Origin of the sequence: Burkholderia sp. AU18528 (assembly GCF_002223215.2) — a bacterium.
GTDB lineage: Bacteria > Pseudomonadota > Gammaproteobacteria > Burkholderiales > Burkholderiaceae > Burkholderia > Burkholderia semiarida.
In genome coordinates, this window is the sequence record NZ_NKFC02000008.1 from 209,017 (window position 1) to 229,136 (window position 20,120).

16 protein-coding genes are annotated in these 20,120 nt (G+C 64.4%); 14 read left to right on the forward strand and 2 right to left on the reverse strand.

The genetic code is table 11. From position 1 onward, the window contains the following. Positions 1–162 precede the first annotated feature (162 nt). From CFB52_RS30485 to CFB52_RS30515, 7 genes are all read left to right on the forward strand, one after another. Entirely contained in the window at positions 163–1,332 is a 1,170-nt protein-coding gene (locus CFB52_RS30485) for an ornithine cyclodeaminase family protein (protein WP_257220778.1), read from the forward strand. Continuing rightward, the gene (locus CFB52_RS30490) at positions 1,326–2,708 is read left to right on the forward strand and encodes an alanine racemase (RefSeq protein WP_099318305.1); all 1,383 of its coding nucleotides are present in this window, start codon (positions 1,326–1,328) and stop codon (positions 2,706–2,708) included. Before CFB52_RS30485 ends, CFB52_RS30490 begins: the two co-directional genes overlap by 7 nt. A gap of 2 nt (positions 2,709–2,710) precedes the next feature. Beyond that, complete coding sequence (locus CFB52_RS30495) at positions 2,711–3,748, forward strand: cysteine synthase family protein (RefSeq protein WP_099318306.1); 1,038 nt, start codon at positions 2,711–2,713, stop codon at positions 3,746–3,748. Further along, positions 3,745–5,121, forward strand: a complete 1,377-nt coding sequence (locus CFB52_RS30500) for an MATE family efflux transporter (protein ID WP_099318307.1) — start codon at positions 3,745–3,747, stop codon at positions 5,119–5,121. The genes CFB52_RS30495 and CFB52_RS30500 overlap by 4 nt, the downstream gene beginning before the upstream one ends. Before the next feature lie 1,028 nt (positions 5,122–6,149). Next, positions 6,150–6,926 carry a helix-turn-helix domain-containing protein gene (locus tag CFB52_RS30505; protein WP_257220781.1) on the forward strand — a complete coding sequence of 259 codons (777 nt, stop codon included), beginning with the start codon at positions 6,150–6,152 and terminating at the stop codon, positions 6,924–6,926. A gap of 12 nt (positions 6,927–6,938) precedes the next feature. Then, complete coding sequence (locus CFB52_RS30510) at positions 6,939–7,187, forward strand: hypothetical protein (protein ID WP_059579608.1); 249 nt, start codon at positions 6,939–6,941, stop codon at positions 7,185–7,187. An 81-nt stretch (positions 7,188–7,268) separates the two neighbouring features. After that, positions 7,269–11,294, forward strand: a complete 4,026-nt coding sequence (locus tag CFB52_RS30515; RefSeq protein ID WP_373680982.1) for a DUF3683 domain-containing protein — start codon at positions 7,269–7,271, stop codon at positions 11,292–11,294. 50 nt (positions 11,295–11,344) lie between these two features. On the opposite strand, the gene CFB52_RS30520 is transcribed toward CFB52_RS30515, so the two are convergent. After that, positions 11,345–12,277 carry a thioesterase II family protein gene (locus CFB52_RS30520; protein WP_099318308.1) on the reverse strand — a complete coding sequence of 311 codons (933 nt, stop codon included), beginning with the start codon at positions 12,275–12,277 and terminating at the stop codon, positions 11,345–11,347. Positions 12,278–12,400: 123 nt separating this feature from the next. Here CFB52_RS30520 and CFB52_RS30525 point away from each other — a divergent pair, with 123 nt between their 5' ends. The 7 genes from CFB52_RS30525 to CFB52_RS30555 all read left to right on the forward strand — a co-directional run bounded on the left by CFB52_RS30525 (position 12,401) and on the right by CFB52_RS30555 (position 18,817). Continuing rightward, on the forward strand, positions 12,401–13,111 hold the full coding sequence (locus CFB52_RS30525) for an ABC transporter ATP-binding protein (protein WP_059583855.1): 711 nt from the start codon (positions 12,401–12,403) through the stop codon (positions 13,109–13,111). Further along, a complete protein-coding gene (locus CFB52_RS30530) occupies positions 13,108–14,499 on the forward strand; it encodes an ABC transporter permease (RefSeq protein WP_099318309.1) in 1,392 nt (463 codons plus the stop codon). The genes CFB52_RS30525 and CFB52_RS30530 overlap by 4 nt, the downstream gene beginning before the upstream one ends. Before the next feature lie 151 nt (positions 14,500–14,650). Continuing rightward, positions 14,651–14,995: a FixH family protein gene (locus tag CFB52_RS30535; protein WP_257220783.1), complete on the forward strand. Its 345-nt coding sequence runs from the start codon at positions 14,651–14,653 to the stop codon at positions 14,993–14,995. A 59-nt stretch (positions 14,996–15,054) separates the two neighbouring features. Next, complete coding sequence (locus CFB52_RS30540) at positions 15,055–16,197, forward strand: DJ-1/PfpI family protein (protein WP_059642214.1); 1,143 nt, start codon at positions 15,055–15,057, stop codon at positions 16,195–16,197. A 109-nt stretch (positions 16,198–16,306) separates the two neighbouring features. Next, positions 16,307–17,089 (forward strand): outer membrane lipoprotein-sorting protein, encoded by a 783-nt coding sequence (locus tag CFB52_RS30545; RefSeq protein ID WP_059583849.1) that lies wholly within the window; start codon positions 16,307–16,309, stop codon positions 17,087–17,089. After that, a complete protein-coding gene (locus CFB52_RS30550; RefSeq protein ID WP_257220785.1) occupies positions 17,086–18,357 on the forward strand; it encodes a hypothetical protein in 1,272 nt (423 codons plus the stop codon). The genes CFB52_RS30545 and CFB52_RS30550 overlap by 4 nt, the downstream gene beginning before the upstream one ends. Before the next feature lie 67 nt (positions 18,358–18,424). Further along, positions 18,425–18,817 carry a RidA family protein gene (locus CFB52_RS30555; RefSeq protein WP_059583847.1) on the forward strand — a complete coding sequence of 131 codons (393 nt, stop codon included), beginning with the start codon at positions 18,425–18,427 and terminating at the stop codon, positions 18,815–18,817. A 19-nt stretch (positions 18,818–18,836) separates the two neighbouring features. On the opposite strand, the gene CFB52_RS30560 is transcribed toward CFB52_RS30555, so the two are convergent. Next, positions 18,837–20,108, reverse strand: a complete 1,272-nt coding sequence (locus CFB52_RS30560) for a cytochrome-c peroxidase (RefSeq protein ID WP_257220786.1) — start codon at positions 20,106–20,108, stop codon at positions 18,837–18,839. Between the last annotated feature and the right edge of the window lie 12 nt (positions 20,109–20,120).

Here is a 20,120-nt window from a genome sequence, read left to right on the forward strand (position 1 = left end):
CGAAATGCACCACGCGGTGCATCGGTCGTCGACACCGAAAGCGGCGTATTCGCCTGATGTCAGACAGGTGAGTGCCGGATTTCACACGAGGGAAACAAATGACTCTTTTCGACGGGATCGATCCGTCCGATTCATGGCCGATGTCGAAACCCATTGCACACGATGAATGGCGCGGCGACGAGGCGATCCGGTCCACCGGCGTCGCCCCGTTACATCCGTGTTCAAGTCAACCTGCACGATGCATGCGGCAGGCCCCTTCGATACGTGAAATTCGGTGAGACACGAGTGAATACGATGATATCCACGATGGCAGATGACGCCAAACCCGACGCGGACATTCGGCCGCGGCTCGCGACGCAACCCTCGAAACTCCTGGTGCTTGGCAAGCGCACGATCGACGAACTCGACTACGACCCATCGATGGTGCTCGAAGCCGTCGAACGGGCATACCTTGGCCTCGGCACCGGCGAATCCGACAATCCGCGCAAGCTGATGAGCCAGCCGGCGGACAAGCATTCCGTCGCGTACTCGATGCTGGGTCGAGACGGTGGACGCAGAACGGTCGGTTTCAAGACGTCGTATAAGTTCGATCCGGAACATAACCGCGAACTTCAGAAGTACTACACGACGTTGTTGCTGTTCGACGACGAAACGGGCCTGCCTGTCGCGCTGATGGACGGCAGTCTTGTCGGGTCGCTGCGCACGCCGGCGGTGTCGGCCCTGATCGCGCGTGCGGCGGCGCCGCGGGCGCGAACGGCCCTCGTCGTCGGCACGGGCACGCAGGGGCGGATGGCGGCGCCGTTCCTGCTCACCGCATTGCCGGACATCGAGCGCGTGATCGTGCACGGTCACTACGAGTCGGGAATCGACGCCGTGCGCAATACGCTGAAGCGCTTTCACCCGGATCGTGACATCGAAGTGTCGAAGGATCTCGTCGCCTCCGCGAACGAGGCCGACATCGTGCTGGGCGTGGCTGGCGCCGGTGTATCGGAGGCCGTGCGGCACGCGGCGCTGAAGCCGGGCGCGCTGGCGCTGCTGGTCGGATACGGAATTCATGCTGACGCGCTGCATTGCGCCGATTACCGCATCGCGACGAGCGAGGCGCAAATGCAGGTGACCGGCGCCGATCTCGTGGACGAAGCCGGAAAACTGCCTGCTGTCGACGCCGAGTTGCCGGACATACTGCTGGGCCGCAAGCCTGCACGGCGCAACGACACCGATATCGTTTACGCGTTCAACAGCGGAATGATCGTGACGGACATCGCGCTCGGGCGCGTGTTGGCCGATGCCGCGCTGGCGAAAAGGCTCGGTCGGGAAGTCGAACTATGGTGACGGATATTCCCCGATTGCCCGCGTTGTGGGATCCGCTACTGCGCGATTTCGTGGACGGACATCAGGCGATGATCCACGATCTTGTCGATGGCTTCGACGCACCCCTTCATTTCCTGTTTCCCGGGCGCTTCGCGCGCAATGTCGCCGAATTTCAGCGCGTACTGGACGATCGCCAGGTGTCGGGGCGCATTTACTATGCGAAGAAGGCGAACAAGGCGCGATGCTTCGCGCATGCGGCCGCGGCATCCGGGATCGGCGTCGACGTCGCGAGCACGGGCGAATTCTCGGAAGCGTTGGCCGCCGGGGTGTGCGGGACCGATATCGGCGTATCCGGGCCGTCGAAGTCGGAGGCGCTGCTGCGGCTCGCGGTTTCGCACGATGCGTTGATCGCGATCGACAGCGAGGAGGAACTCGATCGGCTGATCGCGCTCTCGGGACAGGCCAGGCGGACCGCGCGCATTCTGTTGCGCATGGCGCCCACGGCACGAGGCGATAGTCGATTCGGATTGAGTGCCGAGGCGCTGCGCGTTGCGCTGTCGACCTGTGCCGCGACGCAGGCGTCGGTCGCCCTTGAAGGGTTCTCGTTTCATCTGTCCGGGTACAGCGCGATGGAGCGCTGCAATCAGGCCGCGATGGCGATGCGTGCGTGCATGGCTGCTCGTGAACTCGGCCTTGCGCCGAACACGATCAATATCGGCGGCGGCTTCGCGATGTCGTACGCCAGCGAGAGCGACTGGCGCGCATTCCAGCGCGCACACCGGCCGGACGATTACCACGCGAACAAGGTATTCGGCGGCTTCTATCCGTATCACTCTGCCTGCAGCGGCGCGCGGATGCTCGATGCAATCCTGGCGGGCACTCCCGACACGGAGTCCGCAACACTCGCCGAACTGGCCCGCGAGTATGGCCTGAAAATCATGCTGGAACCGGGGCGTGCACTGCTGGATCAGGCAGGATTCACGGTCTTTGCCGTGCAGGGCGTGAAGGACTGCGGCGACTATGGCATCGCGACCGTCAATGGCACGAGCTTCAGCGTTTCGGAGCAATGGTTCGCCAGCGAATTCCTGCCCGATCCGGAACTGCTGAGCGCGGCGCGCGAGCCCTCACGATCGCCGCGCACGGGCACGCCTTATCGCGCCTGTGTCGGCGGGGCGAGCTGCCTCGATTCGGACATGCTGACCTGGCGCAAGATCGCATTCGGGCAGCGCCCGGAACCCGGCGATCTGCTGATCTACCCAAACACCGCCGGCTACCAGATGGATTCGAACGAATCTTCGTTTCACGAGCTGCCGCTTCCCCCCAAGCTTGTCTTGACACTTGACGGCGCACGGCCGCGTTGGCGCGTCGATCGCCTCTTCCAGTTTCCGGGAGCCTGACCATGAATGTACGCTTTCTCGGTGAGCGATCCACGATCACCGTACCTGCGATCGTGTCGAAGGTATCGGATCTTGTCGGCCGCACGCCGTTGTTCGAATTGATTCGCGGCACCAACGGCGCGCGCGTCCTGCTTAAACTCGAGTCGACGAATCCGACCGGCAGCGCCAAGATCCGCATGGCAAGGCAGATGCTCGACGAAGCCGAACGGGACGGGAGTCTCCAGCCGGCCGGGCATGTGATCGAATCGACCTCCGGCAATACGGGCATGGGGCTCGCGCTGTTGTCGGCCGAGCGCGGCTATCGGTTCACCGCGGTCGTGGATCGTCACGCATCGAAAGACAAGTTGCGCGCGATGCAGGCCTTCGGCGCGGCACTCGTCTACGTGAGCGACGGCGACGAGATCGCGACGGCGGACCGGGACACACTTGCCAAGCGCATGGCGGCCGACGATCCGCACGGCATCTGGACGGAGCAGCACAACAATCCCGCGAACGGTAACGGTTATCGCGGGCTGGCACATGAGCTGCGCGACATTCTTGGCGACCGGATCGACTTTCTGGTCGGTGCGGTCGGCACCGGCGGGTCGCTGTTCGGCACTGCGCGGGAACTGCTCGCGACCGGCCCGGCGCCGCGAGTCGTCGGCGTCGAGCCCGTCGGCTCGATCGTTTTCGGCGGCGAAGGCGGGCCGTATTATCAGTCCGGCACCGGAACACCGCCCGGCGCCGAGATCGGCGCGTTGGTCGACTATGCGTTGCTCGACGAAGGCTTCAAAGTGACGGACGCGGCCGCATTCAATACAGCACGCTATATCGCACGCAAGAAGTCGCTGCTCGTCGGCGGCTCGGCAGGCGGTGTCGTCTGGCACGCGTTGAAGATGTTCGATTCGCTGCCCGCGGGTGCGACACTCGTGGCCCTGGTCTGTGACGGCGGGGAGAAATATCTGGACACGGTGTTCAACGACGACTGGATGCGAGAGCGGAATCTGCTCGACGAGTCGGTTGCTCACGAACTTGAATCGATATTTTCCCGCGCCGTATGAAACTTCATCGGCAAGTCTGGCTCGATGCCAGACAAATCGGCGTGCTTGCCGCTCCGCTCGTTCTCACGCAGCTCGCACAGGTGGCGCTGACGACCACCGACATCGTCATGATGGGGATGCTTGGCCCGCGCGAGATCGCCGCTGGCGGTCTCGCGCTGACGATCTTCAACCAGTTCCGGACGATGGGAACCGGGCTGGTGACGGGAACCGGCAACCTCGTCGCGTTCGCGAACGGCCAGCACGCGCATGCGGAAATCATGCGGCTGGTGCGGTCCGGCTTTGCGTTGTCGACGCTTGCGGCACTGGTGTTTGCATTGATGATGCTGTGCATCGAAAAGCCGCTTGTCTGGCTCGGTCAGGACCCCGACGTCGCGCGGCAAGCGTCGTTCTATCTGGCGGCGGCCGCGCCCGGCATGTTGCCGTGTCTCTGGTTTCAGGTGCTTCGACAATATACCGTCGGATTGCGCAGGCCTGGGCCGCTATTGGCGATCACGATCGTATCGATCGTCGTCAACGCCGCGCTCGACTATGCATTGATGTTCGGCCGGTTCGGATTTCCGAAGCTCGGCCTGATCGGCATTGCGTGCGCAACCAGTTGCGTGTACCTGCTTTCCTTCATCGCGTTCCTGACGATCGCTAGGCGCCGGCCGGAACTGTCCGAACACTTGTCGCTCGCCGTCTGGCGTGCCGATGCCGATACGTTGGCGCGGACGTGGCGGATGGGTTTGCCGATTGCGGCAACCTATGGATCGGAGGCAGCGTTCTTTACCGTCCTCACGCTCGTGATCGGGACGCTCGGCGCCGATGCGCTCGCCGCCCAGACAATCGTGAATCAGGTGATCTACATCGTGTTCATGATTTCCGTCGGCTTGTCTCATGCGTCGTCGATCAGCATCAGCCATGCGTGTGCACGGCACGACTATCGCGGGGCGCGTCGACTCGGTTATACGGGGCTCGCGCTGGGCGTCGTGACCATGCTGGTCGTTGCGCTTCCGTATCTCATTGCGCCCACCCGCGTGCTCGCGCCATTTCTCGATAACGGTGTGGCCGCGAGTGCCGAAGTGCTGCGCCTCGCTGGCGGGCTGCTGACGATCGCGGCACTGCTGCAGATCTTCGATTGCAGCCAGAACATCGGCGTTGGCATCTTGCGAGGGCTCGGTGACGTAACGAGTTCGTTCCGAATATCGATCGTCGGATACTGGGTCATCGGTCTGCCGGTCGCCTGGGTGGCCGGTGTGCTGCTGGGATACGGCATCTATGGCATATGGAGCGGACTCGCCATCGGCCTTGCGGCCACGGCGTCGATGTTGCTGCACAAGTTCGAAGGTCGCCTTCGCGCGATGACGAAACGGACGCAAGACGGACATTCGTGAACGCGACGTAGTTTCCAATGAGTACACCGGTGCACACTGGGCACCAGACTTCCCGAAGTACCGGCCGGCATTGCATCGAACGCGGCACGTCCGCTCGTCTCGCCAGCGGCGGAATGCCGGCCGAATTCCCCGACTGTCCGCATGCGTTGCCGTTCATAGACGGCGACCTCTCCTTGTCCGCGACCGTACCCGGTGCGCGGCATGGTGGTCGTGACCCCCTCATACGGCGTATTCCGCTTTGGGGATGCACAAGCCGTGACGGTCACCGCTCGCGATTGCGCTAATCGTATGCCGACGAGATACGTCGGTGGAGAGTTTGCGCATTCAGTAAATTTTTCTAATTCGGCAGATCGATGGTTGCAAGAACGCGGCAGATATAACTACATCCGGGAAGCGTGATTTGATCGGCCGCATTTATTGAATTATCGCAACGGTAATTGATTGCCGTAGATGCTGACGATGTAAATAATGCATCGCATTATACGACGGGTTGAAATTGATGTCGGTTGATTTGTAAAGTTGTCTGGCGTTTCCAAGTTTGGATTGTGACAAGATGCCGCAGTTCGTCGAATTGCTGAAATATTATGCGACTTACAATAGCTTCGATGCAATAAAACCGCACATTTTCGATGTAATGCCAAAGAAAGGTTGATTACAAATTTTTTTCGGCAAGTAATGTTTCTGTCTTCTGTCCTCCGATATACTTGCGCAGCTTCAAGTTTAGAGCGTGAAGTCTAGACATATAGCCCGTGTGGCGAACTGTTTCAGCCATTGGCAAGTAAATAATTCAGATGTTAATGGTCTTGCGTAATTGGTTTGTATTCCTTCTGAGTGCTGGTTCTCAAACCACGATTCGCGAACGATGGCTGCCTGGATGTTGCCATTGGATACTGTCGCAGTGCTTACGCATAGAAAGCAAGTGGCGTTGGATTGCCAATCCGGTAAGGCCTTGAAGCTTTGGCAGATATTGGGCTGCCGGAGCATCTCAACGAATACGAATCTTGTCTTTTCAATAAGGGCCCAGAAAATTGGAGACCTTTTCGCGCATCATTGGCGAGATTCTTCGTCCCAACGGTTTGACCGAGGGGATCGATCAGCTCGCGGAAAAAATCGGACGCGTGATTCCGTTCGACAAGTGTTTGATTTTGCATGGAGGAAGCGGCGATGCAGCTTCTCACGGACTGATATATCGCTATGGTGCGGCGAACGACGCCGGAACCCGACGAGGGCTGACGCTGTTTGGAGCCGGGATCGACATTGATCGATATTTGAGTTGCTTCGCCTTGTCGGATCGTCAGGATCATACCTTTCGCTGGCGCGATCTCGACGGGGAAGTGCCGCAACGCGATGCGCAGGTCAACGATGTCGCGTCATACATGCGCGGGCAGGGAGTGGTCGCTTGTATTGGCGCGCCGCCCGGCGATTCGACGGCCATTCGGACCGTCTTGCAGTTGAAGTGCGAAGACACGACGTTGCATTCGGCGTTGCTCGTCAGCCTCATTGCCATGCATTTGCATGCAGCACTGACCCAGAAGATTGCGAGACAGAGCCGGGAAGCCGTGGAATCACGCGCACCAGGCCTCGAGCCGGATGCTTGCGCGGATCGGGACAGGATTCAGTTCACGAGAAAGGAATCCGATGTAATCAAATGGGTAGTCGAAGGCAAGACTGCGTGGGAAATTGGCCGAATACTTTCGATGTCGGAAAGAACGGTCAAGTTTCATCTGACGAATGTGTACGAAAAACTGCGTGTTTCGAACAGGGCGCAGGCGGTGGCGAAGGTCAGCCGTCTGGGATTGATCTAGGAGAGTTCGGGAATGTCTTTCAAGGAAAAGGTCAAGGCGTTTGTCGCGCGTCATGGGTTGACGTACAAAGCCTATATTTTGTCGATTCTCTTTCTGCCGCCTGCCGCGCTTTATATCGCATGGAAGCGGCCGGGCTTGCCGGTCCCGGGCCGTGTCCTGCTGTGCGTGACCGGGGTGCTTGCGCCTCCATTGATCGGCATAGCCACGGCGATGATCCTGAAAAGCGCGTTCGATCTGGTCCGGACCGCCATTTCCGTTTAGTTTGCCTGCTGCCTGCCGAATACGATTCCGCTTTCCCGAGCGTGGTTCTCGATCGCATCATCATTCATTTCATAGACGCCAATGAATGCCCGACTGCCAAGCGTACATTTGCTAGATCGTGTTCGGGCAATAGCAGGATTACATGAACCGTCGCGCAATATTCCGTATAACTACACGTCGTTTTCCGATCGCGAGATCGTGATTCGCCTGCTCGGCGAAGAGGCGTGGTCGGTGCTCGACGAACTGCGCGCCGAGCGCCGCACGGGCCGCTCGGCGCGGCTGCTCTGTGAAGTGCTCGGCGACATCTGGGTCGTGCGCCGCAACCCGTATCTGCAGGACGACTTGCTCGATAACCGAACGCGTCGCGCGTTCCTGATCGCCACGCTGCATGACCGGCTGTCCGAAATTGCAAGACGTCGTCGGGTGAGTGTGAGCGGATGGTACGACGCCGCCGGCCGCGAACGCGCATCGCGCGTCGAGATGCTGGAAGCGGCGGCGCAGCGCGCGGTCGACGAATTCGCCGACGAATTCGACAAGATGGCCGAGCTGCGCCGCCGCGCAACCAAGGCGCTCGGCCGCTGCACGCAGAAGGACAACATCCGCTTCGACGGGCTGTCGCGCGTGTCGCACGTGACCGACGCGACCGACTGGCGCGTCGAATACCCGTTCGTCGTGCTGACGCCCGACACCGAAGCCGAGATCGCCGCGCTGATCAAGGCGTGCTTCGAGCTCGGCCTGACCGTGATCCCGCGCGGCGGCGGCACCGGCTACACGGGCGGCGCGGTGCCGCTCACGCCGTTCTCCGCGGTGATCAACACCGAGAAGCTCGAGCAGCTCGGCGCGGTCGAGCTCACCGAGCTGCCGGGCGTCGCGCACAAGGTGCCGACGATCTTCTCCGGCGCGGGCGTCGTCACGCGCCGCGTGACCGAAGCGGCGGAAGCGGCCGGCTACGTGTTCGCGGTCGATCCGACCTCGCTCGACGCATCGTGCATCGGCGGCAACGTCGCGATGAACGCGGGCGGCAAGAAGGCCGTGCTGTGGGGCACCGCGCTCGACAACCTGGCGTGGTGGCGGATGGTCGACCCGGACGGCAACTGGCTCGAAGTCACGCGCCACGAGCACAATCAGGGCAAGATCCACGACATCGCGGTCGCGCGCTTCGAGCTGAAGTGGTTCGACGGCGCGTACGCGCCGGGCGAGAAGCTGCTGAAGACCGAGATGCTCGAGATCGAAGGCCGGCGCTTTCGCAAGGAAGGGCTCGGCAAGGACGTCACCGACAAGTTCCTCGCCGGCCTGCCGGGCGTGCAGAAGGAAGGCTGCGACGGGCTGATCACGTCCGCGCGCTGGGTGCTGCACAAGATGCCCGCGCACACGCGCACCGTCTGCCTCGAATTCTTCGGCCAGGCGCGCGAGGCGATCCCGAGCATCGTCGAGATCAAGGACTACCTGTTCGAGACGTCGAAGCAGGGCGGCGCGATCCTCGCGGGCCTCGAGCACCTCGACGAGCGCTACCTGCGCGCGGTCGGCTACGCGACCAAGAGCAAGCGCAATGCGTTCCCGAAGATGGTGCTGATCGGCGACATCGTCGGCGACGACGCCGACGCGGTCGCGCACGCGACGTCCGAAGTGATCCGGATGGCGAACGGCAAGAGCGGCGAAGGCTTCGTCGCGGTCAGCGCGGAGGCGCGCAAGCGCTTCTGGCTGGACCGCAGCCGCACGGCGGCGATCGCGAAGCACACGAACGCGTTCAAGATCAACGAGGACGTCGTGATCCCGCTGAACCGGATGGGCGAGTACACCGACGGCATCGAGCGGATCAACATCGAGCTGTCGCTGAAGAACAAGCTGCAGCTGGTCGACGCGCTCGAGGCGTTCTTCCGTGGCGGCAACCTGCCGCTCGGCAAGACCGACGACGCGAACGAGATCCCGAGCGCGGAACTGCTGGAAGACCGCGTGCAGCAGGCGCTGGAGCTGCTCAGGCGCGTGCGCGCACGCTGGGAATTCGTGCGCGACCGGCTCGACCAGCCGCTGCGCGAGGCGCAGCACTACCTGGTGCAGCTCGGCTACGAGGCGCTCGCCGAGAAGTTCGCCGACCGCGCGGACGAGCAGCCGGGCGCGACCGTGTTCCACGTCACGCAGGACCGCACGGTGCGCATCTCGTGGAAGCAGGAGATCCGCGCGGAACTGCGCGCGATCTTCAACGGCGGCGCGTTCAAGCCGATCCTCGACGAAGCGCAGGCGATCCACAAGCGCGTGCTGCGCGCGCGCGTGTTCGTCGCGCTGCACATGCACGCGGGCGACGGCAACGTGCACACGAACATCCCGGTCAACTCCGACAACTACGAGATGCTGCAGGACGCGCACGCGGCCGTCGCGCGGATCATGACGCTCGCGCGCTCGCTCGACGGCGTGATTTCCGGCGAGCACGGGATCGGCATCACGAAGCTCGAGTTCCTGACCGAGGACGAGATCGCCGAATTCCGCGCGTACAAGCAGCGCGTGGACCCGAACGGCCGCTTCAACAAGGGCAAGCTGCTCGAGGGCGCCGATCTGCGCAACGCGTACACGCCGAGCTTCGGGCTGATGGGCTACGAGTCGCTGATCATGCAGCAGTCCGACATCGGCGCGATCGCCGATTCGGTGAAGGACTGCCTGCGCTGCGGCAAGTGCAAGCCGGTGTGCGCGACGCACGTGCCGCGCGCGAACCTGCTGTACAGCCCGCGCAACAAGATCCTCGCGACGTCGCTGCTGGTCGAGGCGTTCCTGTACGAGGAGCAGACGCGCCGCGGCGTGTCGATCAAGCACTGGGACGAGTTCAACGACGTGGCCGACCACTGCACGGTGTGCCACAAGTGCGCGACGCCGTGCCCGGTGAAGATCGACTTCGGCGACGTGACGATGAACATGCGCAACCTGTTGCGCAAGATGGGCAAGAAGAAGTTCAACGCGGGCAACGCGGCGGGCATGTTCTTCCTGAACGCGACCAATCCGCAGACGATCAACGTCGCGCGCGGCGTGATGATGGGGGTGGGCTACAAGGTGCAGCGCTTCGCGAACGACATGCTCAAGAAGGTCGTGACGAAGCAGACGCAGCATCCGCCGGCGACGACGGGCAAGCCGCCGGCGGTCGAGCAGGTGATCCACTTCGTGAACAAGAAGATGCCGGGCAACCTGCCGAAGAAGACGGCGCGCGCGCTGCTGGACATCGAGGACAACAAGATCGTGCCGATCATCCGCAACCCGAAATCGACGACCGTCGATTCGGAAGCGGTGTTCTACTTCCCGGGCTGCGGCTCCGAGCGGCTGTTCTCGCAGGTGGGGCTGGCGACGCAGGCGATGCTGTGGGAGGCGGGCGTGCAGACGGTGCTGCCGCCGGGCTATCTGTGCTGCGGCTATCCGCAGCGCGGCTCGGGCCAGTACGACAAGGCCGAGAAGATCGTGACGGACAACCGCGTGCTGTTCCACCGGGTGGCGAACACGCTGAACTACCTGGACATCAAGACGGTGGTGGTGTCGTGCGGCACGTGCTACGACCAGCTCGCGGGCTACGAATTCGACAAGATCTTCCCGGGCTGCCGGATCATCGACATCCACGAGTTCCTGCTGGAGAAGGGGATGAAGCTCGACGGCGTGACGGGCACGCGCTACATGTACCACGACCCGTGCCACACGCCGATCAAGACGATGGACCCGGTGAAGCTGGTCAACGAGCTGATGGGTTCGGAGAAGGACGGCTACAAGATCGAGAAGAACGATCGCTGCTGCGGCGAATCGGGCACGCTGGCGGTCACGCGGCCGGACATCTCGACGCAGGTGCGCTTCCGCAAGGAGGAAGAGATCCGCAAGGGCGCGGCGAAGCTGCGTGCGATTCCGGTGGTGGCGGGCGACGCGGCGGCGCCGGCGGCCGCTACCGCGGCCGGCCCGGACGTGAAGATCCTGACGAGCTGCCCGTCGTGCCTGCAGGGGCTGTCGCGCTACGGCGAGGACGCGAACCTCGAAGCGGACTACATCGTGGTCGAGATCGCGCGCCAGGTGCTCGGCGAGAACTGGATGGCCGATTATGTCGCACGGGCCAACCATGGCGGCATCGAGCGCGTGATGCTGTGACGGGATGACCTCGCAGCCGATGCCGGCGCGACCGGTTCTCGGTATCGTGGCTATGCCTGTGCGGCCAGCGTCGCAACCACGCGATCCTGAAGCTCGCGTTCCCGGGCATGGATGAAGAAATGATCGCCGTCGAACCGATGAAGGGAGAACGGTCCGTCGCTGTAGCGGCGCCATTCGCGCAGCGCGTCGATATCGACATGCGGATCGTGCAGGCCGCCGAATACGGTCAGCCCGCACCGCAACGCGAATGGCGCATCGGTGCAATATCCTTCGGCGAGCGCCAGATCGGCGCGCAGCGCGCGCAGGAAATGCCGAAGCCAGTCCGGCTCCGACAGCAACGCATCCGGTGTGCCGCCCATCGTTTTCAGCCAATCAATGAGGTCCGGTTCCGGCAACCGATGAATCGAGAGCGGACGCGGTGCGACATGCGGCGCGCGGTGCGCTGCACAGAACGCATGAACGGGCCCGCGAAGCCGTCGTCGATCGAGTTCCTTCAACCATTCGATACCGACGACACTGCCGAAACTGTACCCGAAGGTGCCGAATGGCTTGTCGAGGAGCCCGCTCGCGGCCGTGGCCAACGCATCCGTCATCGCATCCAGCGACGTGGGCGGCGCTTCCGAGAAACGCGTCTGGCGTCCCGGCAGTTCGACCGCGACGACTTCGATCCAGTCGGGCAGATCGAGCGCCCAGCGCCGATAGAGCAGCGAGCCGGCACCGGCGTACGGGAAGCAGAACAGCCGGTGCGTGGCCGCGGGTTGCGGGCGATGCAGGATGAACCAGGGCGTGATCTTGACTGGCATGCCGATTGGGAACGGAAGTCGTGACGAGACGCGGCCGCGATTCGATCCGGGGCGGCGCGCCGATGACGGTGCAGCGTAATCGCAAGGGCCGGCGACGTGTGCCGTCCGACGGTACAGGTTGACGGTCCCTCCCGGCCGTGATTGTTCGCGAATGCGGGACGCGACATGCCATCCCGGCATCGCGTTCGCGCCCGGACGCTGCCCCAACGAACAGGTTTTTCCGTACACGCAAGTTGGTATTCTGCGCTGCGCGATCGTCCTGCACCGTGCTGTCGCGGCCTGCCAACTTCGTACATCGAGACCATGAACGCCGTAATACTCGAAGCCGTTGAAAAGTCGTATCTGATGGGCTCCGTCAACGTGACCGCGCTGCGCGACGTCACGCTCGACATCCGTGACGGAAGACTGACCGTCATTGCCGGCGCGTCCGGCAGCGGGAAGTCGACGTTGCTGAATCTTGTCGGATGCGTGGACCGGCCCGATCGCGGCCGCATCGTCGTGGCGGGCGAAGAGGTCGGCCGTTTGTCGGACGACGCGCTGTCGGATTTTCGTGCCCGCCGGCTCGGTTTCGTCTTCCAGAACTTCAATTTGCTGCCGGTGCTCACGGCGCACGAAAACGTCGAATATCCGCTGCTTCTCGCGGGCACGCGATTGACGGAGTCCGAGCGGGCGCTGAAGGTGCGGGACATGCTCGATGCGGTCGGCCTGGCCGACAAGGCGCACCATCGTCCGGGACAGATGTCGGGCGGCCAGCGGCAACGGGTCGCGATCGCACGCGCACTCGTCGCGTCGCCGAACCTCGTGCTGGCGGACGAGCCGACCGCCAATCTGGACAGCAAGACCGGCCAGCAGATCATCGCGCTGATGCGGCGCTTGCAGCGGGAGCGGCGCGTCTCGTTCGTGATTTCGTCGCATGATCCGCAGGTCATCGCGGCGGGCGACGACGTCGTCCATATTGCCGACGGGATCGTGTCCGACGTGACCCGCACGGACGAGCAGGAGGCGTTCGCATGAAGACATTTTCGCTCGCGCTCCGCAATCTGCTGCGCAACCGCCGTCGCTCGATCACGACCTTGCTTGCGATGATCGTCGGCGCGCACGCGGTGCTGCTGTTCGGCGGCTATACGCGCAACATCACGTATGGTCTGCAAACCGATTACGTGAAGTACGGCGGCCACCTGCAGATCGAACGCAAGGGGTTCTACGAGTTCGGCAGCGGCAATCCTTCCGAGTACGGGATCGACAACTACGAAGCGATCATCGACGCGGTGAAGGCCGACCCGGTACTGGCGACGATGGTGCTCGTCGCGACGCCCACGCTGCAGTTGCAGGGCATCGCGGGCAACTTCGACGCGGGGTTGTCGCGTACCGCGCTCGCGCTCGGCGTGCGCGTGGACGACCAGAACCGGATGCGCGCCTGGAACGACTATCGCTTCCCCGTGACGATCCCGCCGATGGCGCTGACCGGAACGACGGGCGACGCAGCCGTGATCGGTACGGGCCTCGCGCGTGTACTCGAACTGTGCGGGCCGCTCAAGGTGCCCGACTGCAAACCGCCCAGGAAGTCCGTGGACGCCACGCCTGCCTCGCCGCTTCCGGGCGATATCGCGGCCCTTGCCGAGGGAACGCGCGCGGCGCCGGCCGCCGGGACGAGCGGCCGGCGGATCGAACTGCTTGCGGCGACCGCGCGCGGTGCGCCGAACGTGGCGGAACTGCAGGTCGTGAAAGCGGAACGACAGGGCATCAAGGAATACGACGACATGTACGTCGGCCTGCATCTCGCGCAAGCGCAACGACTCGTGTACGGCGCCGAGCAGCCGAAGGCCACGGCGATCGTCGTCCAGTTGCGCCACACGTCGGATTTGCCTGCCGCGAAGGCGCGGCTCGAGACGCTGCTCAAAACGAAATTCGCCGGTACGGACACGGAAGTCGTGGATTACACGGTGCTGAACCCGTTCTATGGTCAAGCGCTTGCGATGTTCGCGACGCTGTTCGGTTTTGTCGCACTGCTGATCGCCGCGATCGTGCTGTTTACCGTGGGCAACACGATGAGCACGGCGGTGTTCGAGCGCACGGTCGAAATCGGAACGCTGCGCGCGATGGGGTTGCGCCGCGCCGGCGTGCGGCGCCTGTTCCTGTGCGAAGGGCTGCTGCTCGGCGTGATCGGCGCGGTGCTCGGCGTCGCCAGCGCGGCGTTGCTCGCCGGCGTCATCAACGTCAGCGGTCTGACGTGGACGCCGCCGGGCCGCTCGCCGGTGCCGCTGATCATTCGCGTGTGGGGCGAGAACGACCTGATCGTCGGCACCGCGATCGGCCTGCTCGTGGTGTCGATGCTGTCCGCGTTGCTGCCCGCGCGCCGCGCGTCGCGCATGGAGATCGTCGATGCGCTCCGCTACGCGTGATCGAGCGGCCGCATCGGGCGTCGTTGAAATGTCAATGAAATCGATTCGTCGGCGGATCGTCATGTTAGCCTTCGCCGGGAGCTGCATCGCCATGCTCGGCGCATGCGGCGCACCGGCCGAGCAGTCGGTTCCCGCGGGTCTGAATCTATCGTTGACGCGAGCGACGGCGTCGGGCGCGTACGTCGTGACGCTCGAGCCGCCCACGACACCGCCGCCGCTGAACCGGATCCATGTCTGGACGGTCAGCGTGAGCCGTGCGTCGGGCGAGCCCGTGCGCGGTGCGCGCATCGACGTGAGCGGCGGGATGCCGCAGCACGGGCACGGTCTGCCGACGCGCCCCCGCGTGGTCGAGAGCGACGGAAATGGTGCGTATCGGCTGCAGGGGATGAAGTTCAGCATGCCCGGCTGGTGGACGATCACGCTGAAGGTCCGGGACGCGCAGCGCGACGACGACGTGACGTTCAACGTCGTGTTGCCGCCGGCGGTGGCATCGTGACGGCCGGCACGGGCGCCATGCCTGATTACTGGATGAGTTCCATACACGGAGAGGCTTCAATGCGAAAAGTCATGCTGTACTGGATGATGTTGCTGCTCGCGCCGCTTGCATCGGGCATCGCGAACGTTGCCCATGCCGGGCCCGCGAGCGAAGCGTCGGCGCCGGCAGCGGCCGCGCCCGCGGCGGCACGCGCCGACCGGCTGCCCGCCTATCAGCCGCGCTTCGGGCGCACGCGCCCGATCGTCGCCGTCGTCGGCGAGAACTACTATACCGAGCTGACCGACTACGTCGTTCCCTATGGCATCGTGGCCGAATCGGGCGCGGCGGATCTCGTCGCGCTTGCGACGAAGCCGGGCCCGATCCGGATGTTCCCGGCGCCGATGAACGTCATTCCGGACGAAACCACCGCGCAGTTCGACGAGCGCGTGCCGCAAGGGGCCGACTACGTGATCGTGCCGGCCGTGCATCGCGACAGCGATCCGGCGCTGCTTGCATGGGTGGCCGGGCAGGCGAAGAAGGGCGCGACGATCATCGGCGTGTGCGACGGCGTCTGGGTCGTTGCACGCGCGGGGCTGCTGGAAGGCCGCCGCGCAACGGGGCATTGGTACTCGATGAACGATCTGCGCAAGAAATTCGCCGATACGCGCTGGGTCGACGGCAAGCGTTACGTTGCCGACGGCAAGGTCGTCACGACGACCGGCGTCACCGCGACGATTCCGGTATCGCTGGCGCTCGTCGAGGCGCTCGCCGGGCACGAACGCGCGCTGCAGGTCGCCGAGCGGCTCGGACGCCCTGCATGGTCGTCCGAGATCGCGACCGACCGCTTCAGCCTCGGATTGCCGGCGATGGCGACGATCGCAACCAACTATGTGTCGTTCTGGTCGCACGAGGATTTCGGTATCCCGATCGCGCCGGGCGTCGACGAAATTGCGCTCGTGCTCGAGGCCGACGCCTATTCGACGACGTTCCGCTCGACCGCCTACACGGTGGCCGCGAGCCGCGAACCCGTGCGCACCCGGCGCGGGCTGACGATCGTTCCCGATCGTGTGGCCGGCGTCGACGCGCCGACGCGGATGCTGTCCGCCCCGGTCACGCGCTATCCGTTGCATGCGCTCGATGCATCGCTGAATGCGATCGCGTCCGAATTCGGCAAGCGCACGGCCGCGTGGGTCGCGCTACAGATGCAGTATCCGGGCTACTGAGCTGCGCATCGCAGCGTCCCCGTACGTCCTCTAGCCAGTCGGTTCTCCGCCCGTTCCGGGCGGGGGCCGCACTCGTCCCCGTCATTCCGTATTTGCCCCGGAGATTCCGATGCAGACGCATTCGATGGCGCGCCTGGGCGCCGCCGCGATCCTCGCACTCGCCTGCTGTACCGCGCACGCCGCGCCCGATCCGCAGCGCATCCTCGCCGCGAGCGATGCCGTTCGCAACCCGAGCGAACCGTTCACGCTGAATGTCACGCTGACCCAATACACCGATGGCAAGCAAACCGATTCGAACGCACTGACCGCCTATTCGCGGATCAACCCGGCGAGCGGCCAGTTTCGCAGCCTGATTCGATTCGCCGCGCCGGCGCGCGATGCGAACAAGCTGATGCTCAAGAGCGGCAACGATCTGTGGTTTTTCGATCCGGCGAGCAAGGCGACGATCCGCATTTCGCCGCAGCAACGGTTGCTCGGGCAGGCGTCGAACGGCGACGTGGTCACCGTCAATTTCGCGCAGGGATATCGTGCGCAGGTGGAGGCGGAGGAGGATGTGCAGGACGGCGAGCGCCAGACGCGCCGTGCGTACCGGTTGAAGCTCGTCCAGAGCGTATCCGACATGACCTATCACTCGATCGAGATGTGGATCGATACGACGGATTCGCGCCCCGTGAAGGCACGTTTCTTCAGCGAAAGCGGCAAGCTCCTCAAGACGGCCTTCTATCGACGCTTTCAACAGCAGCTCGGCGCGTTGCGGCCGACCGAGATCGTGATCATCGACGGGCTCAATCCGAATCTCGTGACCGTGATGCGATACGCGGACTACGTGGCGCGGGAGATTCCGGATGCCTGGTTCCAGTCCGATTTCATGGCGCGTTTCCAGCCTGAATGATGACGCGAATCGGCATCGCCTGTATCGCGTTGGCCGGCATGGCGGGCGTATGCCATGCAAACGATGCGGAAGAGGCCGGACTCGCGCTTGCCGACGCGACGCCGGTGCAGAAGGTCGACGACGGCAAGTACCAGTTCAGTCTCGAACCCGGCTTGCGTTTCGCCACCCTGCGGCCGGGCGGCACGCGCACGGCCACGCGCCTGTCGCTCGACCTGAGTGCGCGCCATGCATTCTCGAACGGCTGGGGTGTCAGTTTCGCCGATCGACTCGACCTGAACGGTCCGTGGCGCTTCGACGGCGACTCGGGCGCGATCAACACGCTGAAGGAACTGTATGTGGACGGCCGCGTGGGCAGCGGCAGCACGCTGCTGCAGGCAGGCCGCGTCAATGTGCGGCTCGGTGTCGCCACCGGCTACAACCCCACCGACTTTTTCCGCGACAACGCGGTCCGTTCGGTGACGTCGGTGGATCCCGCGAGCCTGCGCGAAAACCGGCTCGGTACGGTGATGCTGCGCGGCCAGCAATTGTGGGCCGACGGTTCCGTCAGCGCGCTCGTCGCACCGCGGATCGCGGATCGCGCAACCGACGCATCGTTCTCGCCGGACTTCGGCGCGACGAATCAGCGCACGCGCTGGATGCTCCAGTTCAGCCAGCGCGTCATCTCGGATCTGTCGCCGCAGATCGTGATCTACGACGACGGGAAGCCCGGCAGTTCGCCCCAGTTCGGCGTCAATCTGGTCCATCTCGTCAACAACGCGTGCGTCGGGTACGTGGAGTGGTCGGGCGGGCGAGGGCCGTCGACGCTTGCACGCGCGCTCGGGCAGCCGTACAGCGACGTCGCGTTCCGCTGGAAGCTCGCGACCGGCGCGACCTGCACGACGTCGCGCAATCTTTCCGTCACGCTGGAGTACGACCGGGACGGCGCCGCGCTCGATCGCGCGGGCTGGCAGGCGCTGCGCAATGGCCCCCCGGCCGGCTACGCCGCCTATCGAACGCTGGCGGCCGCCCAGCAGGACCCCACGACGCGCGACGGGCTCTTCGCGATGGTCAGGTGGCAGGATGCCTGGATCCAGCGTCTGGATCTGTCCGGTTTCGTCAGGTTGAACCTCGCCGATCGCAGCCGGCTCACCTGGCTCGAGGCGCGTTATCGCTTCGCCAGAACCGATGTCGCGCTGCAATGGCAGATCAATGCGGGTGCGTCGTCGACCGAATACGGCGCGCTGCCGCAGTCGAATCTCTTTCAGTTGCTCGTCAAGCACTATTTGTAACGCGGGAACGGATGCCCGTGCGTATCGCGTGACGGGTAGCACCGCCCGATTCGAGGAGAGGAAGCGCATGAAACGCTATGTGACGTCGGGCAACGATCTGCCGCAGTGGCCGTCGCCGATCAGCCATGCCGTTGTCGCCAACGACACCTGCTATCTCAGCGGCCAGCTTTCGCTGGACGCCGACGGCCGCTACGTGCCGGGTACGCCGGCCGAAGAAGCGAGACGCGCGTTCGCGAACCTGTTCCGCGCGCTCGAAGCGGCGGGATTCAGCCCACGCGATCTCGTGTTCGTCGACATCGCATTCTCCGACATCGGCGCGCTCGCGGAAGTGAATGGCGTGTATGCCGATCTGTTTCCCGCGGATCGCCGGCCTGCGCGGACCGTCTATCAGGCGGCTGCGTTGCCGTTCGGCGGCCAGGTCAAGGTGATGGGCGTCGCCGTTCGCGACGCATCACGCTGACGGGCGGCGGCGCGGACGATCAGCGCTCGACGACAGGGCCGGAAAACGCACCGAGCAGCGCGACGAGCTGCCGCTGCTCGTCGTCCGACAATGCGATCCGCTTCAGTTCGCTATGCCCGATCGCGGCCGCGGGTGCGTCCGCGTAGTGGCGCATCACGGCGTCCAGCGACGCGAATTGACCCGCGTGCATGTACGGCGGCCGCAGTGCGACGTTGCGCAGGCTGGGCGTCTTGAATGCGCCGAGCATCTGCGGGTCGTCGGTCGAGATGAATTGCAGCTCCTCGCACTGCTCGGGCTTCGCATCGCTGAACGGCCCCATGCAGTTGAATTCGTCGTGCAGCACCTTGTCGACCGCCGCCGCGCGACCGGTGTCGGCAGCCGTCCCGCTACGCGGCGGTACGCCGATGTTGTGAAACTGACGGTCGCTCAGCATGGGCCCGGTGTGGCAGGTCATGCATTGGCCCTTGTTCATGAACAGGCGCAGGCCTGCCTTTTCGGTCGGGGTCAGCGCGGCCAGCTTGACCGGATCGCCGGTCCGGACGCCGTCGACATAGGTATCGAAGCGTGAAGGCCCGTACCGTAGCGTCGCTTCGTACGCCGCGATCGCCTTGCCGAGATTCGCGAACACGCGCGACACGTCGGTGCGGGTGCGTTCGTCGAGCCCCTGCCAGACAGCTTTCTCCGCGTCCGTGCCGAGCGGGCCGCCGTCACGGGGCAGCGCGCTCAGGTCGGGCAGCGGTCCGAACAGAGGCTCGTAGGCGTCGCGGTAGTGCTCGGCCAGCACATGGGCGGCGCGCAGCCGGGTGCCGCCGTGCTCGTTGTGATCCTCGATCGGCCCGATCGCCTGCGACCACGGGCTGTCCTTGCGGCCGTCCCAGAACAGCCACGGTGCATCGGTCGTGCCGACGACGGGCATCGTGCGGCGCACGCCGACGCCCACGCCGATCGCCAGCGGCCGCCCGTCTTCGAACTGGCGATCGGGGGCGTGGCAGCTCGCGCAGGCGATCGCGCCGTTTCGGCTGAACCGGGGATCGGAGAACAGGCGCTTGCCCAGCTGCGCTGCCTGTGCGGACGTGGCCACGCGATTCGACGGGTCAACCTTGACGCCGGCGTTCGCGGGCAGGCGCATCGATTCGAGCTGCGCCCGTTCATCGGCGCGCCAGTGGTCAAGCGTGTCGGCGGTTTCCGCCATCGCGTCGGCCCGATGCCCGGGCCACGCGGTCCAGACGAGCAGGGCGCCGATCATCGAGGCAGCCGCGAGCCCGTAGTGCGTGCGGGACGGCCGTCGCACGCGACGGCCGGA

What these genes read in the sequence shown, in the direction of transcription:
- CFB52_RS30485 (WP_257220778.1), top strand. Translation starts at nt 163, where the DNA reads ATGAATGGCGCGGCGACGAGGCGATCCGGTCCACCGGCGTCGCCCCGT.
- CFB52_RS30490 (WP_099318305.1), top strand. Translation starts at nt 1,326, where the DNA reads ATGGTGACGGATATTCCCCGATTGCCCGCGTTGTGGGATCCGCTACTG.
- CFB52_RS30495 (WP_099318306.1), top strand. Translation starts at nt 2,711, where the DNA reads ATGAATGTACGCTTTCTCGGTGAGCGATCCACGATCACCGTACCTGCG.
- CFB52_RS30500 (WP_099318307.1), top strand. Translation starts at nt 3,745, where the DNA reads ATGAAACTTCATCGGCAAGTCTGGCTCGATGCCAGACAAATCGGCGTG.
- CFB52_RS30510 (WP_059579608.1), top strand. Translation starts at nt 6,939, where the DNA reads ATGTCTTTCAAGGAAAAGGTCAAGGCGTTTGTCGCGCGTCATGGGTTG.
- CFB52_RS30515 (WP_373680982.1), top strand. Translation starts at nt 7,269, where the DNA reads ATGAATGCCCGACTGCCAAGCGTACATTTGCTAGATCGTGTTCGGGCA.
- CFB52_RS30520 (WP_099318308.1), bottom strand. Translation starts at nt 12,277, where the DNA reads ATGCCGGGATGGCATGTCGCGTCCCGCATTCGCGAACAATCACGGCCG.
- CFB52_RS30525 (WP_059583855.1), top strand. Translation starts at nt 12,401, where the DNA reads ATGAACGCCGTAATACTCGAAGCCGTTGAAAAGTCGTATCTGATGGGC.
- CFB52_RS30530 (WP_099318309.1), top strand. Translation starts at nt 13,108, where the DNA reads ATGAAGACATTTTCGCTCGCGCTCCGCAATCTGCTGCGCAACCGCCGT.
- CFB52_RS30540 (WP_059642214.1), top strand. Translation starts at nt 15,055, where the DNA reads ATGCGAAAAGTCATGCTGTACTGGATGATGTTGCTGCTCGCGCCGCTT.
- CFB52_RS30545 (WP_059583849.1), top strand. Translation starts at nt 16,307, where the DNA reads ATGCAGACGCATTCGATGGCGCGCCTGGGCGCCGCCGCGATCCTCGCA.
- CFB52_RS30550 (WP_257220785.1), top strand. Translation starts at nt 17,086, where the DNA reads ATGATGACGCGAATCGGCATCGCCTGTATCGCGTTGGCCGGCATGGCG.
- CFB52_RS30555 (WP_059583847.1), top strand. Translation starts at nt 18,425, where the DNA reads ATGAAACGCTATGTGACGTCGGGCAACGATCTGCCGCAGTGGCCGTCG.